The organism is Mesorhizobium sp. CNPSo 4688, from assembly GCF_057784295.1.
The window spans coordinates 151,815-168,333 of record NZ_JBWLUY010000001.1; the positions used below are offsets into that span (position 1 = coordinate 151,815).

Consider the following 16,519-nt stretch of genomic DNA (forward strand, 5'->3'; position numbering starts at 1 on the left):
CACGACATCGTGACGCCAGGAGCGGCGTCGCCGCCGCCCCGGTCGTCAAAGCCGGCTGTTGCTTCAGGCGTTGGCGCCGCCGTCGATGGTCAGCGCCGCGCCGGTGACGAATCGCCCTTCCGGACCGGCGAGCCAGGCAACCATGCCGGCGATCTCGTCGGCCTTGCCGAAGCGGGGCGTCGCCATCTTCTGCCGCTGGTGTTCGGCATGCGGGCCTTCGGCCGGGTTCATGTCGGTGTCGGTCGAACCGGGGTGAACGACATTGGCGGTGATGCCGCGCGAACCGAGGTCGCGCGCCAGCGCCTTGGTCAGGCCGACCAGAGCCGCCTTGCTGGTGGAATAGGCGCTGAGGCTGGTATCGGTAACGCGCTCCGCCAGATTGCTGCCGATCGAAATGATGCGGCCGCCCTCGCCCATGTGAGCCGCAGCCGCTTTCGAGGCGACGAACGGGGCTCTGAGATTAACCTCCATGGTTTCATCGAAGTCGGCCAACGACATTTGCTCGATGGGCGCAGCGCGCCAGATGCCGGCGCTGTTGACCAGGATGTCGAGCCGGCCGAAGGCATTCACCGCCTCGGAGACCGAACCTTCGATTGCCGCGGCGTCGCGATTGTCGGCCTGGATGGCGATGGCGCGGCCGCCTGCCGCGACGATCTCGGCAACGACCGCGTGCGCTGGCGCCTCGCTGTTGACATAGGTGATGGCGACATCGGCGCCATCGGCCGCAAGCCGCTTGGCAATCGCAGCACCTATGCCGCGGCTGCCGCCGGTGACGAGTGCTGCCTTGCCGTTCAATCCGTTCGCTGACATGCTATTCTCCTTTATGTAACGATCGATACATAAATGTCTGGCAGCCTTGCTCGCGCAGGTCAACTGAATTATGTATCGATCAACACAGAAATGAGAGCCATGCCGGAAAGAGGCCGTCCCCGCACCTTCGATCGAACCGCCGCCTTGCGGCAGGCGATGGAGCTGTTCTGGGCCAAAGGCTATGAAGGCACCTCGATGGCTGACCTGACCGCGGCGATGGGGATCAGCTCACCCAGCCTCTATGCCGCCTTCGGCAGCAAGGAGGCGCTGTTTCTCGAAGCGACCGACTATTACACCCGCACCGAAGGCACCGAGATCTGGACCGCGCTGGACGAAGCACCGACGGCATGCCAGGCGATCGAGAACTTCCTGCGCCAGACAGCCAGGGCCTATTCGCAGAACGACCGACCGCAGGGCTGTCTGATCGCGCTTGGCGCGTTGCACAAGGACTCAAGCAGCGGCGCGATCTGCGATGATCTGCGCCGCCGGCGCGCCGAAAACCATACCCTCTTGCTGAGACGACTGGAACGCGGCGTGGCGGAAGGCGAATTGCCGAAGGGCTTCGACAGCGACGCGGCTGCGACCTTCTATGCGACGGTGCAGCATGGCATGTCGATCCAGGCGCGCGACGGCGCCTCGTGCGACGCGCTGATGGCTACCGTGGCCGGAGCAATGGCGGCGTGGCAGGGGCTTGCCGGAACGGCGTGACAAAAAGCTGGCATTGTGCTGGAAATCCGGTCAGCGGCGACAACACGCGGCCGGGAGGGATTGTCCATGAAAAAAGGCTATCGCGAGCTGCTCGACGAGGCCAATGCCGAGATCGAGGTGGTGTCGCCTGAGGAAGCTGCCGGGCTACTCGACGACGAGGACACTATCTTCGTCGACCTGCGCGACCCCAGGGAGGTGGAACGGGACGGCCAGATCCCCGGCGCCAAGCATGTCACTCGCGGCATGCTGGAATTCTGGATCGATCCCGAAAGCCCCTACCACAAGCCGTTCTTCGCCTCGGGCAAGAGCTTTGTCTTCTTTTGCGCCGGCGGCTGGCGCTCGGCGCTGGCCACCAAGACGGCGCAGGACATGGGGCTGTCGCCGGTCAAGCACATACTCGGCGGCTACACCGCCTGGAAGGCGGCCGGGCTGCCGGTCGAACCGGGCGGCAAGAAGAAATAACCAGTCAGGTCAGTGCAACGATACTGCGTCCTGGTGACCGGTCACAAAGCCGACTGCGCGCGCGACAACGCCCTTGTCGGCAAGAATGCGGCGGTGGCCGAGCCCGTCGGCCCAGTGCAGCCGCACATGACTGCCGGCGCCGGCGTAGCGCCTGGCATGGTCGGCAGGAACCTCGCGGTCATCCGGCGCGTGGATGACCAGCGTTGGCACCGGCGCTTCGGCCAGTTGGCGGTCGCCGGTGAATTCGTTGAGCGGCCGGCCCGACAGTCGTTTCACCTGATCGGCCATGGAAACCTGCGAACGCGGGCCGACATTGAGCATGCGGCTGAAGTCGGCAAAGATCGCCGGCAGGGAACTCGGTGCTGCGATCAGCACCAGCTGTTCGGCCGCCACCGGCTGGATCCCTTTGATGGAACCGGCAATGGCGTTGGCGGCAACGGCGCCGCCGAACGAATGGCCGATGATCGCCTTGAACGGTCCGAACCAGTCAGCCGCCACCCTGGTTGCCTCGACCGCATTGACCATGTTGAGACGACGGCCCAGCGACTGGCCGTGGCCCGGCAGGTCGAGCGACGCGACCCGGTAGCCGGCATTGCGAAACCCTTCGATCAGCGCACGCATATATTCGGTGCGCGAGCGCCAGCCATGGATGACCAGCACAGTGCCGGCGGACGCCCTGCCCGGCTCCGGCCGGAATTCGTGCACCATGACGCAGCCGTTCTTGGTCTTCAGCCGGTGATGACGCGCCTCGGCCATGAAGCCGGCGGCGCGGTCGACCGCGCGCCGTTCGCCGTCGCTCAGCGCCTTCACGCTCGGCGTGCGGCAGAACAGTTCAAAGGCGGCGCGGCCGCTCAGGCGCGGCGCCACATGCTCGGCGGCGCCGAACACGCCCCGGATGACCTTCAGTCCAAATGATGCCATAGTGGCGATCCATCCATTCCGTTCAAGCATGAACATAATAGTTCAAACATGAACATTAAACAAGAGCTGCCCTGGGACAACCCGCGCTTTCGCAACTGGGTCGCGGTGGCGCGCGCCTGCCATGTGCTTGAGCGTACGCTGGCGGTGAAGCTGGCGCCGCTGGACCTGAAGCCGGCGCAACTCGACGTGCTGATGAACCTCTATCGCCATCCCGGCATGTCGCAGCACGATCTCGCCCGCAAACTGCTGGTCGGCCGCTCCAACATCACCATGCTGTTGCCGCAACTCGAGGCGCGCGGCCTGCTCGTCCGTGAAGGCGACGAGAAGGACAAGCGCGTGCTGCGGCTGACGCTTACCGAGGCCGGCACGGAGCTGCTTATGAAAGCGCTTAAGGTGCATATGGCGCTGATCGAGAAGGCGATGAGCCAGTCGACACCGGAACAATGCGACATGATCGGCGAACAGATGCGCAAGATCTACGATGTGCTGAAGGATATCTGAGCAGTCAGGGCATGATCTCCGGGAAAGATCATGCTCTTGCGTGTCGTCTGAGGGGCCGACCTACCCTGCGCAATTTTTCCGCGGCTTTGCTTGGCATCGTTGTGCCTCTGTGCGGGCCGCCGCCGCACAGGATTACGCTTGATATTGCGCAGGCAAGCAAAGGATGGGTAGGAGACGTTGCGACATTGGACCCAGATTCTTCACGGCCATAGGGTTTCCCTCCTGCAGGAAGGGCGCCGTCGACCAGACCTATCCCCGATTGTCGCGGCCATGAGAACAAGGACCGCTACCTTTTCGGGGTGGCGGTCCCGTTCATGCTCGCTGATTTGCCCTTGATCGAGGTCGGTTCAATTGGCATCGCGCAACTGGCGACGGTACGGTTCGTCAAGTTGGGGATAGCGGCGCAGCTCGGCCTCCGCCTCTAGAAGCGACCAACTCACCACATCGTCTTCTTCGCCCGCTCCGGCCATTCCTTGTCGTAGGTTTCCGCGTCGATATTTTTGCGGCTGGTGACTTCCAGTATTTTTCCCGGCGTCGGCAGTGATTTCGGATCGACGTGTTTCGCCGGGTTCCACAGCTCGGAGCGGACGATGGCGCGGGCGCACTGGAAATAGACCGAATCGACGTCGACCACGGTGACTGAGCGCGCCGACTTGCCTTCGACGGTGAAGGAGGCGCAAAGCGCGGCGTCAGTGGTGATGCGGGCGCGGCCATTGACACGCAAAGTCGTGCCCGAGCCCGGCACCAGGAACAGCAGCCCGACGCGCGGATCCCGGATGATGTTCTTCAGCGAATCGGCGCGGTTATTGCCGCGCCGGTCCGGCATCATCAGGGTCTTCGGATCATGGATGCGCACGAAGCCGGCGAGATCGCCACGCGGCGAGCAGTCCAGCCCTTCCGGCCCGCTGGTTGCCAAAGCGACGAAGGGCGAGGCCTCGATGAAGGCGGCATATTCGGGGATGACATGATCGAGTTCCTTGACCGTCGACGCTTCGCCGGGCAGGCCATAGAGCGCTTCGAGCTGTTCGACCGTGGTGATGTCAGACATTTTCCCGTCTCCGAAACGTTGTCGGCGTTACCCCAATTCTATGACGTCCTTGCGACGTGCCACAGCGTGACAATCCGGAAACGGGTGTCGACGCAATGATTTCAGGCGCAAACCGTGTTGACCGTACAAAACGGACACGGAGATCGAAATGGACAAAGCACTCAAACTCCGAAGCACCGCCATGGAACTTCTCGAAAACATGTTCGACGTCGAAATGCGATTCCTGCAATCGGGGTCGGGCAACATCGAGATGCTGACCAGCGCCTTCCACAGGGATGTCGTCGTGCATGAACCGAACTCACTCCCCTATGCTGGCGACTGGAACGGCCTTGAAGGCATCGCAGCCCTTTTCCACAAGATGCAGGAAAGCTGGAGCAATGTGGCGGTGGAGAACCTTCAGGCAGCGCAAAACGATGACATTGTCTTCATGAGCTGCACGCTTTCGCTGACGGCGCGAGCCAATGGCGTGACGATCAGGCAGCCGTTTGCCGAAGTCCTGCGCTTCAGGGATGGTCGGCTGATTGAAGGCACACCCTTCTACTACGACACCAGCGAGATCCTGGCGGCCCTGGCCAAGCCGAAAGATGCGGACAGGACGACCTAGCGGTCGCGGCTCAGCCCCTTCTCCTGGAGCTCCGCGAGATATGCGTTCCAGCGCGCCTCCTTCTCATGGCCGAGCGTGTGCAGGTAGTTCCAGGTGAAGATCCCGGTGTCGTGGAAATCGTCGAAGGTGATGCGCACGGCATAATTGCCGACCGGCTCGATCTTGAGGATGGCGACGTTGCGCTTGCCGGGCACCGTCACCCGCTGGTCCGGCGAATGGCCCTGCACTTCGGCCGAGGGCGAGGCGACGCGCAGCAACTCGGCCGGCAGTTCGAACGGTTGGTGATCGGGAAAGGTGACGGACAGCAGTTTTCTGTCCTTCGAGACCCTGAGTTCCTTCGGCGCCGTCATTGTCGTCCACCCTGCATCATCCACCCTTCCCTACGCTGCTTCGCTCAGCCGGAAAAGGTCATTTAGACCCTGCCGACATCGGATGTCGGCCAGGGAATGTTACCAAAGATCAAGAACGGCTATCTTGAATGGCGGGTTGGATCGTATCACATAGCTGTATATAACGGCGCCACTAGCAGCCATTGGAAACGCTTGACGCATGGACATGATCGATCCTTTCGGTCGCACGATCAGCTACTTGCGCGTGTCGGTCACCGACCGCTGCGATTTCCGCTGCACCTATTGCATGGCCGAGGACATGGCTTTCCTCCCCAAGAAGGACCTGCTGTCGCTCGAGGAACTTGACCGGCTCTGCACCGTCTTCATCGAAAAGGGTGTGCGCAAACTGCGCCTCACCGGCGGCGAACCGTTGGTGCGCAAGAACATCATGCATCTGGTGCGCCAGCAGTCGCGGCATTTGAAGAGCGGCGCGCTGGAAGAACTGACGCTGACCACCAATGGTTCGCAGCTGTCGCGCTTTGCCGCCGAGCTCGCCGATTGCGGCGTCGAGCGCATCAATGTCTCGCTGGACACACTCGACGCCGACAAGTTCCAGGCCATCACCCGCTGGGGCCATCTCGACAAGGTCATGCAAGGCATCGACGCCGCGCAGGCGGCGGGTCTGAAGGTCAAGCTCAACGCGGTGGCGCTGAAGGATTTCAACGACGCCGAGATTCCTGAGATGCTGCGGTGGGCGCATGGCCGCGGCATGGACCTCACCGTCATCGAAACCATGCCGATGGGCGAGATCGACGCCGACCGCACCGACCAGTATCTGCCGCTGTCGCTGCTGCGCGCCTCGCTGGAGCGGCAGTTCACGCTGAGCGACATCCCCTACAAGACCGGCGGCCCGGCCCGCTATGTCCATGTCGCCGAGACCGGCGGCCGGCTCGGCTTCATCACGCCGATGACGCATAATTTCTGCGAAAGCTGCAACCGGGTGCGGCTGACCTGCACCGGCACGCTCTATATGTGCCTGGGCCAGGAGGATGCAGCCGACCTGCGCGCGCCGTTGCGTGCGTCCGAAGGCAACGAACTGGTCGCCACCGCAATCGACGAAGCGATCGGCCGCAAGCCCAAGGGTCATGATTTCATCATCGACCGCCGCACCAGCCGCCCCTCGGTATCGAGGCATATGAGCGTCACCGGCGGCTGATTTTTCCGCGTTCTCGTGCAATGGATGACTCCACTTTTTGATCGGAGGCATGGCATGAAGCGTTTTTTCTCAGGTTTGGTGTCGGCAGCATTGATCGCGGCAAGCAGCGCCGCTGCCGCGCCGTTCACCTACACCAATGCGCGCTTCGGCACCGTCTGCACCTTTCCCGACGAAATCTTCACAGACCGCCAGCCCGAGCCGGACAATGGTGACGGACAGCAATGGCTCAGCGCCGACGGCGCCAGCCTGATCTGTTCTGGCATCCTCAACGTCAGTAATGACACGCCCAAAAGCTTTGTCACTGATGAGAAAGCAAGCAAGGAGGCGGGCTACGAGATTACCTACAGCAAGACCGGCAAGAACTGGGCGGTGCTGTCGGGGCTCAAGGATGGAAAGATCTTTTACGAGCGGCGCCTGTTCGGCAAGGACGGCGTCATTCACACCATATGGATCGACTATCCGCCGGCGGTGAAAGCGAAATACGACCCGCTGGTCGGCGCCATCGCCGGCAGCCTCAAAGCCCGTTGAGCATTTTCGGACACATCCCAGAAAAGTCTTCTGCGCAAAACGGCCGGCGGATTTACCGCAAGCGCGATCAGGCCTAGCTTCCGCCCTGTAGCGGTTCTTTGGTCACTGGGGGAATACGACATGCGCAAACTCTTACTTTCACTTGCAGTGGTTGGGCTTGCAGCCGCGCCGGCAGCAGCACAATCGATCGGCGGCAAGTACACCGTCGCCGGCACCAATTTCGACGGCTCGAAATATGGCGGCGAAGCAACCATCACGCTGACCAGCGAGACCACCTGCACCATCCACTGGGAAACCGGCGGCTCGTCCTCGGACGGCATCTGCATGCGCAACGACAATGCCTTCTCCGCGGGCTATGTCATGGGCGAAGAGATCGGCCTCGTCGTCTACAAGGTGGAGGATGATGGCTCGCTGCACGGCCTGTGGACGATCGCCGGCAAGAACGGCAGCGGCACCGAGGTGCTGACGCCGAAATGAGGCTCCCGATCATCTGATCGGCCCTCGCTGGGATTTTACAGGCCACGGGTGAAAGTCCTTGGACTATTTCTTTGACGTTGCTGTCTTGCCGCCGACTGCTACAGGCTTGATTTAGTGCAAAACCGGTAACGCCCTTGCCTCTTTCCCCAAATCTTCGCGGTGCGCTGTTCATGATGGTGGCCATGATCGGCTTCACCCTCAATGACGCCATCACCAAGTTCTCGTCGGAATCGATGAACATGGCGCAGGTCATGCTGGTGCGAGGCGCCTTTGCGTCGGTGCTCGTCGGCCTGCTCGCCTGGCAGCAAGGCGCGCTCGCACGTCCGGGCTCGATGCTACAGCCGCTGGTGGCGTTGCGCGTCGTCGGCGAGGCCGGCGCTACCGTCGCCTTCCTCGTTGCGCTTGCGCATTTGCCGATCGCCAATGTGTCGGCGGTGCTGCAGGCACTGCCGCTGGCGGTGACGATGGGCGCGGCCCTTGTGTTTGGCGAAGGCGTCGGCTGGCGGCGTTGGCTGGCGATCGCCGTCGGTTTCGGCGGCGTGCTGATCATCGTGCGGCCAGGTTTTGAAGGATTCAGCGTCTATTCGCTATACGCACTCGTCTGCGTCGCCTGTTGCGCGGTGCGTGATCTCGCCACCAAACGTATCCCGCAGGCTATTCCGACATTGCTGGTGTCGACAGCAACCGCGATCGCCATGACCATTGTCGGCGCCGTCCTGCTGTCGCCGATGGGCGGCTGGACGCCGATGTCGGGCAAGGGAACCGGGCTGCTGGCGCTGGCGGCTGTGCTGGTGCTGATCGGCTACCAGTTCATCATCATGGCGATGCGGGCCGGCGACATCTCCTTCATCGCGCCGTTCCGATACACCGCGCTGTTATGGTCGATGCTGCTTGGCCTCAGCATCTTCGGCGATGTCCCAGACCTGCCGATGATCGCCGGCTCCGCCATCATCATCGGCTCCGGCCTCTACGCGCTCTATCGCGAGCGGGTCGTCGGCCGGCAGAAGCCCGCGGCCGAAAGCGCTGGACCCGACATGGCGCCGGACGGCATATAGAGCCATGAGCCGAGACATTGCAGGGATCATCCTGGCCGGAGGCCTGTCGCGGCGCATGGGCGGCGGCGACAAGACCTTGCTCGCCCTTGGCGGGCGGCCGCTGCTCGACCATGTCGTTACCCGTTTGGCGCCACAGGTCGGATCGCTGGTGCTGAGCGCCAATGGCGATCCGGCACGTTTTGCGGCGTCCGGACTTTCGGTTCTCGCCGATACGGTCGAAGGCCATGCCGGACCCCTGGCCGGGATCCTCACCGGCCTCGAATGGGCGGCGGCAAACACCGCCTGCAAATCCTTGGTGACCGCCGCCGGCGACACGCCGTTCCTGCCGGCCGATCTGGTCGCAACGCTGGCCTCCGCCGCAGCCGGTCGGCCAGGCTCGATCGCTGTCGCCAGTTCCAGCGGCAGGCGGCATCCGACCTTCGCGCTATGGCCGCTCGGGCTGCGTCAGGCCTTGCGCTATTTCCTGGTCGACGAGGACAACAGGCGCGTCTCGGCCTTCGTCGAGCACCATGATTTTGTCGAGGTGGAGTTCCCCTTGTTCGCTCTTGGCGGCAGTGAGATCGACCCGTTCTTCAACATCAACACGCCAGACGACCTTGCGGTGGCCGAGCGTCTGTTGCAGAGCATCGCGCCATGAACATCTTCGGCGTCACTGGCTGGAAGAATTCCGGCAAGACCACACTGACCGAGAAGCTGGTCACCGAGCTCGTCCTGCGCGGCTGGACGGTGTCGACGGTCAAACACGCCCATCATGAGTTCGACATCGACAAGCCGGGAGCCGACTCCTTCCGTCACCGCCAGGCGGGCGCCACCGAGGTCGCGGTGGTGTCGGGCACACGCTGGGCGCTGATGCACGAATTGCGCGGCGAGGACGAGCCGACGCTGGAGACGATCCTGTCGCGGCTGGCACCGTGCGACATCGTGCTGGTCGAAGGCTACAAGCGCGAGGCGCACAAAAAGATCGAGACCAGGCGACTGGAGGCCAAGGATCGCTCGCCGCTCTCGGCAAATGACGCGCATATCGTGGCGATCGCCGCCGACTTCGCGGTCACCGGCGAAAGCCTGCCGGTGTTCGACCTCGACGACACCGGATCGATAGCCGACTTCATCGAGCGCGCCACTGGTCTCAAACCCTGAGGCCCCTGCCCGAGCCCGGTTCAGCCGCTCTCTTCAGCTGTTTCATTGTCTGACCCGGCGTCAGCATTGGCTGGACGCGCAAATCCCGCAAGCAACGGTTTTACAGTTGCTTTTCTCCCGAAAACAGTGGGAGTATCCCGCCAGCGGGCGGTCAAAAGCACCGCCCCACAGAGCCGTTCCGGAACGACGGCCGGGAGCAATAAAGAGAGGACTATCATGCGTATTGCACTGCGTATCGCGCTCGCCGCATCGGCTGCGCTGCTGACGCTCGGCGTCGCCCAGGCTCAGGAAACCCTGAGGATCGGCACCGAAGGCGCCTACCCACCCTTCAACAATTTGACCTCCGATGGCCAGCTCGTCGGCTTCGACATCGACATCGCCAAGGCGCTCTGCGACGAGATGAAGGTCAAGTGCACCTTCGTCGCCCAGGATTGGGACGGCATCATCCCGGCGCTGCAGGCCGGCAAGTTCGACGCCATCGTGGCCTCGATGTCGATCACGCCGGAGCGTCTGGAAAAGGTCGACTTCACCCACAAATACTACAACACCCCCTCGGCGATCGCCGTGCCGAAGGACTCGACCCTCAAGGGCGTGACCAAGGAAGATTTGGCCGGCAAGACCATCGGCGTGGCAACGACGACGACGCATTTCAACTATGCCTCGAAGACTTATACGGACAGCACCATCAAGGGTTATCCGAGCAGCCCCGAAGAGCAGGCCGATCTCGCCAATGGCCGTCTCGACGCGATCGAGGATGACATCGTCGTATTGCAGCAATTCCTGGATTCGCCTGATGGCGCCTGCTGCAAGATTCTCGGCCAGCCCTCGCCGCAGCCAGTCGAGATCTTTGGGCCGGGCGCCGGCATCGCCGTGCGCAAGGGCGAGACGGATCTGGTCAACAAGTTGAACAGCGCCATCGACGCCATCCGCGCCAACGGAAAGTACAAGGAAATCAACGACAAGTACTTCAAGTTCGACGTCTTCGGCGCCGAGTCCTGATTATCTGAAACAAGGCGGCAGGGGAAATTTCTCCTGCCGCCTTGGCCTGACAGAAGTGGAGACAAGATCCGTCAATGCCAAGCCAGAACATATGGATACTTCTCACTTGGGGACCCGATGGCTGGATTGACGATATTGCCTATGGCGCACTGGTCACCATCGCGCTTGCGCTGGCGACACTGCCCATCGGCCTGACGATCGGCTTTTTCGTCGCCTGGGCCAAACAATCCGAAGAACCGTCGCTGCGGCTGGCAGCCAACATCTACACCACCGTCTTCCGCGGCTTGCCGGAACTGGTGACGCTGTTTCTGTTTTTCTTCGGCGTACCAATCCTGTTGCAGCACCTCGTGCGATATTTCCGACCAGACGCGACCATCGACGTCAACAGCTTCGTCGCCGGCATGATCGTGCTGTCGCTGATCTTTTCATCCTATGCCAGCGAGGTGTTTCTTTCAGCCTTTCGAGCCATACCGAAAGGTCAGTATGAGGGCGGCTATGCCATCGGCCTGTCGAACTGGCTGACCATGCGCAAGGTGATCTTGCCGCAACTCCTTCGCATCGCGTTTCCCGGACTTGAGAACTGCTGGCTTAGCCTGCTCAAGGATACGTCGCTCGTATCGGTCGTCGGCCTCGCCGAGACGCTGCGCAATGCCTACACGGCTGCCCGCGTTACCAAGCACGCTTTCCTGTTTTATGGCGTTGCGGCCATGGTGTTCCTTGGTCTGGCCGTCGTTTCATCTTTTGCCACCAGCGCGATCCTGCGCTCGCTCGGCCGGCGGGAGGCGCAACGATGAGCGTCACAGCCGCCTTGGTCGAACGACCGCCACCCCGGGCGCGCGGCTGGCCGCGCAGCCGTGTCATCGGCTATGCGATGGTCGGTTTCTGGATCCTGTTCGGCCTTGGCATCGTCAGTTATCTGATCTTTGCCTGGAACGCCGATTTCTTCGCCAAATATGCCCCGGCCTATCTGAAGGGCCTGCAAACCACGCTGTTACTGGTCTGCATATCGATGGTGCTCGGAGCGATCCTGTCGGTGCCGGTCGCTTATGGGCGCATGTCCGCCAACCGGCTCCTGTCCGGCCTCGCCTATTGCTATGTCTATTTCTTCCGCGGCACGCCGCTGCTGGTCCAGACCTATCTGGTCTACTACGGACTGGGATCGTTCAGGGCTGAGCTTCAAACGGTCGGCCTCTGGGATTTTTTCAAGGACGCTTTCAATTGCGGTGTGTTTGCCTTCGCACTCAACACCGCCGCCTATCAGGCCGAGATCCTGCGCGGCGCCATCGAAAGCGTGCCAAGAGGCCAGTGGGAGGGTGCTGCTTCGCTTGGGCTGCACAAGCTGCAGACGCTCCGCAAGATCATCCTGCCGCAAGCGCTGATCGTCGCCTTGCGTCCCTATGGCAATGAGTTGATCCTGATGGTCAAGGCCTCGGCCATCGTCGCCATCATCACCGTCTACGATTTGATGGGTCAGGCCAAGCTTGCCTTTGCCAATTCGTTCGACATCCAGGCCTATATCTGGGTCGCCCTCGTCTATCTGGTGATGGTCGAGATCTTGCGCCATGGCGTTGAATGGATCGAACGCCGGATCACCATACATCTGAAGCGTTGACTGGTTCCATGTGCCTGTGCCAGTCGATCGGCCCACGCGCGTCTTGACGAATTGAGTGCAGGGCCTAGAGAGCTTTCCCAACAATTCCGTTTCCATCTGAAGGGCAAACCTATGGCATCTGTGGCATTTCTCGGTCTTGGCGTGATGGGGTATCCCATGGCCGGGCACCTCAGGAACAAAGGCGGCCACGAGGTCACCGTCTACAACCGCACCGCGGCGAAGGCCGAGCAATGGGTGGCCCAGCATGGCGGCAAGCTTGCCCTGACGCCGGCCGAGGCAGCCGAGGGCCAGGATTTCGTCTTCTCCTGCGTCGGCAATGACGACGATCTGCGCTCGGTGACGACCGGAGCCAACGGCGCCTTCGCCGCGATGAAGAAAGGTTCGGTGTTCATCGACAACACCACCGCATCTGCAGAGGTGGCGCGAGAACTGGCCGACGCCGCGAAAAAGGCCGGCTTTTCCTTCCTCGACGCGCCGGTTTCCGGCGGCCAGGCGGGCGCGGAAAACGGCGTGCTGACCGTCATGGTCGGCGGTGAGCAGGACGCCTACGACAAGGCCAAACCGGTCATCGACGCTTTTGCCCGCATGGTCGGGCTGATGGGGTCGTCGGGCGCCGGCCAGCTCACCAAGATGATCAACCAGATCTGCATCGCCGGGCTGGTTCAGGGCCTGTCCGAAGGCATTCATTTCGGCAAGAAGGCCGGGCTCGACATCGAGAAGGTGATCGAGGTGCTCTCCAAGGGTGCTGCCGGTTCCTGGCAGATGGAGAACCGCCACAAGACGATGAATGCCGGCAAATATGATTTCGGCTTTGCCGTCGACTGGATGCGCAAGGACCTCGGCATCTGCCTCGACGAAGCCGACCGCAATGGCGCCAAACTGCCGGTGACGGCGCTTGTCGACCAGTTCTACAAGGATGTGCAGGCGATGGGCGGCAAGCGCTGGGATACGTCTTCGCTGCTGGCACGCCTGGAAAAATAGGCGGGATGGTCGACCTTTCGCCCCAATCCAGCGCCGACGAGATCGTCGCGCATTTGCGGTCGATCGGCTCGGAGGACAATCGCCGCGGCATGCTGCGCTATGGCATCAAGATCGAACGGGCGCTCGGCATTTCGCATGGCATGCAGCGGCAGATTGCCAAAAAGATCAAGCGCAACCACGAACGCGCCTTCGAGCTTTGGCAGACCGGCATCATGGAGGCGCAGTTCATCGCCTCCGTCACGGCCGACCCGAAGCGGTTTTCCGCTGCGGATGCAAGGCAATGGGCGGCGTCCTTCGATTCCTGGGATATCGTTGACGGCGTCTCCGATCTCTTCGTCGACACGGACGCTTGGAAGGAACTGATCGAGGAGTTCGCGGCGGACGAGCGGGAATTCGTTCGACGCACGGCTTTTGCCATGATGGCCTGGTCTGTCGTGCACCGGAAGCAAGAGCCAGCAGCGACGTTCCTCGGCTTCCTGCCGATCATTGAAGCGCATGCCACCGACAGCCGCAATTTCGTGAAGAAGGCTGTAAACTGGGCGCTTCGTTCGATCGGCAAGCGATCGGTGGAGATGCACGGCGCTGCCCTTGCCGTGGCCGAACGCCTGGCGCAGTCGACGGACAAGACGGCACGCTGGAATGGCAAGGACGCAGTCAGGGAGCTGACCAATGCCAAGACGCTCGAGCGGATCGCCGCCAGAAAAGCCTGACCTGGGCAAACTCCGGTTCACTGAGGTGACGCGGAAAACCCGCGCCGATTTCGAAAACCTGTTCGAGGCGCTGGGCGGACCCAAATATTGCTGGTGCATGGCCTGGCGCCATTCCAGCCGCGAGCATGTCGAGAACGATGAGAAGAAACGCATGATGATGGCATCTATCGAGGCCGGCACGCCGGTCGGTATTCTGGCCGAGCTCGATGGCAAGACCGTCGGCTGGTGCTCGGTCGCGCCGCGCCAGACCTACGGCAAGCTGTCGCCGCAACAGGACGATGCCGAGACGGATATCTGGTCGATCGTCTGCTTCTATGTGCCGAGAGCGCTGCGCGGCGGCGGGCTGGCGGCTGCCCTGCTCGACGCTGCCGTCGACCATGCCTTTGCCAAGGGTGCGCGCACCGTCGAGGGCTATCCGGTCGACCAGGCATCGCCGAGCTATACCTTCATGGGTTTTTGCGACATGTTCGCCGCTCGCGGGTTCCACGAGATCGGCATGGCCGGCTCTCGCAGACATGTGATGCGGCTCGAGCGTTGACGCAATCGGCCACGGCGTCTTTACTCCCAACACAAAGGAAGCGGCCGATGAGCAGACATCTCAAACCGACCATGGCGCTTGCAGCCGCGTTGCTGGCATCCCCTACCCTTGATGCCTCGGCACAGACCGCGCACATCTTCTGGAAGGATCTGCGCCCGGCGACACAAGCAGTGGCTGAAGATGCCGGCCTGCCGATGATCGCGGCAAAACTGCCCGATCATGGCGAGACGCTGTCGCTCAACCTCCAGGACAAGACCGTTCAATTAGCCGGCTATGCATTGCCTGTCGACCGCGATGGCGACCTCGTCTATCAGTTCCTGCTGGTGCCGTGGACAGGCGCCTGCAGCCACATGCCAACGCCGCCGCCGAACCAGATCGTGCTGGTCACGCCGGCCCATCCCTACAAGATGTCGAAGGCCTATGAGTCGGTTGCCGTCACCGGCGCTTTGCAGCCCGGCATGGAGAAGAGCCAGCTGTTCATTCTCGACGGCGTCAGCATCATCCAGTCGGGTTACACCGTGCGCAAAGCCGATGTGGTGGCTGTCGACAACGTGCCGGATACGATCACGCTGCCGGTCAACTCGCCCTGGACTTTTCTCAACAAAAAGAAGAACTAGCGGGTTTAGCCTTAAGCCGCGTTGGCCCCGGATTCCTTGTCCAGCACCATGTAGTCGAGGGGCATTTCGGTCGTGTACTTGATCTGCTCCATGGCGAAGGACGACGACACGTCACGGATCTCGATCTTGGCGATCAGCCGCTTGTAGAAGGCATCATAGGCGGCGATGTCGGGCACAACCACGCGCAGGAGATAATCGACGTCGCCGCTCATGCGGTAGAATTCGACCACTTCGGGAAATTCCTGGATGACTTCGGAGAAGCGTCGCAGCCATTCATGGCTGTGCGAATTGGTGCGGATCGACACGAAGACGGTGACGCGCACATTGACCTTTTCGTGGTCGAGAATGGCGACGCGCCGCTTGATGACGCCCTCTTCCTCGAGCTTCTGGATGCGGCGCCAGCACGGCGTCGTCGACAGGCCGACCTTCTTGGCGACATCGGCAACCGCGAGCGTCGCGTCCTCCTGCAGGAGGCGGAGAATTTTTCTGTCGAGGCGATCCATTGAGATGCTCCCTGGTGCAGGCCGCGTTCCCTGGGGCGCGACGCGCTTTGGGAATAGATTGGCTATACTCCCTCTTATTTCGGCCTTTCACAAGAAAGAAATTCTGCCGAATGGCATAAAAGCGAGTGATATCTTGCTTAAAGCTTAAGCAATGCGATAGCGGATTTCCGATCTCAGGAAGGGCAGCAAATCCATTTCAAACCATGGATTCTGCTTCAGCCAGCCGGAGTTGCGCCAGGATGGATGCGGCAGCGGCAGCACTTTCGGGCTGGCCGGCGTATTCCAGATGGCGCGCCAGTCCCTCACGGTTTCGGTCAGCGAAGGCCGCCTTGCTTCACCCATATGCCAGGATTGCGCGTAGGAGCCGATGGTCAGAACCAGATCGATCTGCGGCATCAACGCCATCAGCGGCGCGCGCCAGGCCGGCGCGCATTCGCGGCGCGGCGGCAGGTCGCTGCCCTTGGCGTCCTGGCCGGGAAAACAGAAGCCCATCGGCACGATGGCGAATTTCTCCGTATCGTAGAATTCCTCCGCGCTGACACCCAACCAACTTCGCAAGCGGTCGCCGGACGCGTCGGTGAACGGCATGCCGGACAAATGCACCTTGGTGCCCGGCGCCTGGCCGGCGAGCAGGATGCGGGCGCGGGATGACGGCAGCAGCACCGGGCGCGGCTCATGCGGCAGCGGCCGGCCAAGCGGATTGTCGACGCAGATGCGGCAGGCGCGGACCTTTGCCGTCAGGCGTTCGAGGTCTGCCTCCATC

Annotated in this window: 23 protein-coding genes; 17 read left to right on the plus strand and 6 right to left on the minus strand. The window is 62.0% G+C overall.

What is annotated here, in order from left to right; all coding sequences use genetic code 11:
• Window positions 1-63 precede the first annotated feature (63 nt).
• A complete protein-coding gene (locus AC04SH_RS00815; RefSeq protein ID WP_477232555.1) occupies window positions 64-810 on the minus strand; it encodes a 3-oxoacyl-ACP reductase family protein in 747 nt (248 codons plus the stop codon).
• Window positions 811-909: 99 nt separating this feature from the next.
• Here AC04SH_RS00815 and AC04SH_RS00820 point away from each other — a divergent pair, with 99 nt between their 5' ends.
• Both AC04SH_RS00820 and AC04SH_RS00825 read left to right on the plus strand, forming a co-directional pair.
• Window positions 910-1,518: a TetR/AcrR family transcriptional regulator gene (locus AC04SH_RS00820; RefSeq protein ID WP_477232556.1), complete on the plus strand. Its 609-nt coding sequence runs from the start codon at window positions 910-912 to the stop codon at window positions 1,516-1,518.
• Window positions 1,519-1,584: 66 nt separating this feature from the next.
• Window positions 1,585-1,980 carry a rhodanese-like domain-containing protein gene (locus AC04SH_RS00825; protein ID WP_192254046.1) on the plus strand — a complete coding sequence of 132 codons (396 nt, stop codon included), beginning with the start codon at window positions 1,585-1,587 and terminating at the stop codon, window positions 1,978-1,980.
• Between the two features lie 9 nt (window positions 1,981-1,989).
• On the opposite strand, the gene AC04SH_RS00830 is transcribed toward AC04SH_RS00825, so the two are convergent.
• Window positions 1,990-2,901, minus strand: a complete 912-nt coding sequence (locus tag AC04SH_RS00830) for an alpha/beta hydrolase (protein WP_488573572.1) — start codon at window positions 2,899-2,901, stop codon at window positions 1,990-1,992.
• A gap of 48 nt (window positions 2,902-2,949) precedes the next feature.
• Here AC04SH_RS00830 and AC04SH_RS00835 point away from each other — a divergent pair, with 48 nt between their 5' ends.
• On the plus strand, window positions 2,950-3,402 hold the full coding sequence (locus tag AC04SH_RS00835; RefSeq protein ID WP_477232558.1) for a MarR family winged helix-turn-helix transcriptional regulator: 453 nt from the start codon (window positions 2,950-2,952) through the stop codon (window positions 3,400-3,402).
• Window positions 3,403-3,838: 436 nt separating this feature from the next.
• On the opposite strand, the gene AC04SH_RS00840 is transcribed toward AC04SH_RS00835, so the two are convergent.
• Window positions 3,839-4,450, minus strand: coding sequence for a pyridoxamine 5'-phosphate oxidase family protein (locus AC04SH_RS00840; protein WP_488573573.1), 612 nt, complete (start codon window positions 4,448-4,450; stop codon window positions 3,839-3,841).
• Window positions 4,451-4,598: 148 nt separating this feature from the next.
• Between AC04SH_RS00840 and AC04SH_RS00845 the strand changes: the two genes are divergently transcribed.
• On the plus strand, window positions 4,599-5,054 hold the full coding sequence (locus AC04SH_RS00845) for a nuclear transport factor 2 family protein (protein WP_488573574.1): 456 nt from the start codon (window positions 4,599-4,601) through the stop codon (window positions 5,052-5,054).
• On the opposite strand, the gene AC04SH_RS00850 is transcribed toward AC04SH_RS00845, so the two are convergent.
• Window positions 5,051-5,404: a gamma-butyrobetaine hydroxylase family protein gene (locus tag AC04SH_RS00850; RefSeq protein WP_488573575.1), complete on the minus strand. Its 354-nt coding sequence runs from the start codon at window positions 5,402-5,404 to the stop codon at window positions 5,051-5,053. The genes AC04SH_RS00845 and AC04SH_RS00850 overlap by 4 nt on opposite strands.
• Window positions 5,405-5,603: 199 nt before the next feature.
• Between AC04SH_RS00850 and moaA the strand changes: the two genes are divergently transcribed.
• From moaA to AC04SH_RS00915, 13 genes are all read left to right on the plus strand, one after another.
• A complete protein-coding gene (gene moaA / locus AC04SH_RS00855; protein ID WP_488573576.1) occupies window positions 5,604-6,599 on the plus strand; it encodes a GTP 3',8-cyclase MoaA in 996 nt (331 codons plus the stop codon).
• Window positions 6,600-6,653: 54 nt separating this feature from the next.
• Complete coding sequence (locus tag AC04SH_RS00860; RefSeq protein ID WP_488573577.1) at window positions 6,654-7,127, plus strand: hypothetical protein; 474 nt, start codon at window positions 6,654-6,656, stop codon at window positions 7,125-7,127.
• A 120-nt stretch (window positions 7,128-7,247) separates the two neighbouring features.
• A complete protein-coding gene (locus AC04SH_RS00865; protein WP_112561697.1) occupies window positions 7,248-7,604 on the plus strand; it encodes a hypothetical protein in 357 nt (118 codons plus the stop codon).
• 134 nt (window positions 7,605-7,738) lie between these two features.
• The gene (locus AC04SH_RS00870) at window positions 7,739-8,659 is read left to right on the plus strand and encodes a DMT family transporter (RefSeq protein ID WP_488573578.1); all 921 of its coding nucleotides are present in this window, start codon (window positions 7,739-7,741) and stop codon (window positions 8,657-8,659) included.
• Window positions 8,660-8,663: 4 nt separating this feature from the next.
• Window positions 8,664-9,296, plus strand: a complete 633-nt coding sequence (gene mobA, locus AC04SH_RS00875; RefSeq protein ID WP_488573579.1) for a molybdenum cofactor guanylyltransferase MobA — start codon at window positions 8,664-8,666, stop codon at window positions 9,294-9,296.
• Window positions 9,293-9,796 carry a molybdopterin-guanine dinucleotide biosynthesis protein B gene (gene mobB / locus AC04SH_RS00880; protein WP_488573580.1) on the plus strand — a complete coding sequence of 168 codons (504 nt, stop codon included), beginning with the start codon at window positions 9,293-9,295 and terminating at the stop codon, window positions 9,794-9,796. The genes mobA and mobB overlap by 4 nt, the downstream gene beginning before the upstream one ends.
• Before the next feature lie 216 nt (window positions 9,797-10,012).
• The gene (locus AC04SH_RS00885) at window positions 10,013-10,795 is read left to right on the plus strand and encodes an ABC transporter substrate-binding protein (RefSeq protein ID WP_477232567.1); all 783 of its coding nucleotides are present in this window, start codon (window positions 10,013-10,015) and stop codon (window positions 10,793-10,795) included.
• Between the two features lie 74 nt (window positions 10,796-10,869).
• Entirely contained in the window at window positions 10,870-11,589 is a 720-nt protein-coding gene (locus AC04SH_RS00890) for an ABC transporter permease (protein ID WP_477232568.1), read from the plus strand.
• Window positions 11,586-12,407: an ABC transporter permease gene (locus AC04SH_RS00895; protein WP_477232569.1), complete on the plus strand. Its 822-nt coding sequence runs from the start codon at window positions 11,586-11,588 to the stop codon at window positions 12,405-12,407. Before AC04SH_RS00890 ends, AC04SH_RS00895 begins: the two co-directional genes overlap by 4 nt.
• Window positions 12,408-12,518: 111 nt before the next feature.
• Complete coding sequence (locus AC04SH_RS00900; protein WP_477232570.1) at window positions 12,519-13,388, plus strand: NAD(P)-dependent oxidoreductase; 870 nt, start codon at window positions 12,519-12,521, stop codon at window positions 13,386-13,388.
• A gap of 5 nt (window positions 13,389-13,393) precedes the next feature.
• On the plus strand, window positions 13,394-14,098 hold the full coding sequence (locus AC04SH_RS00905) for a DNA alkylation repair protein (protein WP_488573581.1): 705 nt from the start codon (window positions 13,394-13,396) through the stop codon (window positions 14,096-14,098).
• A 25-nt stretch (window positions 14,099-14,123) separates the two neighbouring features.
• The gene (locus AC04SH_RS00910; RefSeq protein ID WP_488573582.1) at window positions 14,124-14,636 is read left to right on the plus strand and encodes a GNAT family N-acetyltransferase; all 513 of its coding nucleotides are present in this window, start codon (window positions 14,124-14,126) and stop codon (window positions 14,634-14,636) included.
• Window positions 14,637-14,683: 47 nt separating this feature from the next.
• Window positions 14,684-15,253 (plus strand): DUF3299 domain-containing protein, encoded by a 570-nt coding sequence (locus tag AC04SH_RS00915; protein WP_488573583.1) that lies wholly within the window; start codon window positions 14,684-14,686, stop codon window positions 15,251-15,253.
• A gap of 11 nt (window positions 15,254-15,264) precedes the next feature.
• Here the strand turns inward: AC04SH_RS00915 and AC04SH_RS00920 are convergent, their stop codons facing one another.
• On the minus strand, window positions 15,265-15,756 hold the full coding sequence (locus tag AC04SH_RS00920) for an Lrp/AsnC family transcriptional regulator (protein ID WP_006333679.1): 492 nt from the start codon (window positions 15,754-15,756) through the stop codon (window positions 15,265-15,267).
• 144 nt (window positions 15,757-15,900) lie between these two features.
• Window positions 15,901-16,518, minus strand: a complete 618-nt coding sequence (locus tag AC04SH_RS00925; RefSeq protein ID WP_488573584.1) for a uracil-DNA glycosylase family protein — start codon at window positions 16,516-16,518, stop codon at window positions 15,901-15,903.
• Between the last annotated feature and the right edge of the window lies 1 nt (window position 16,519).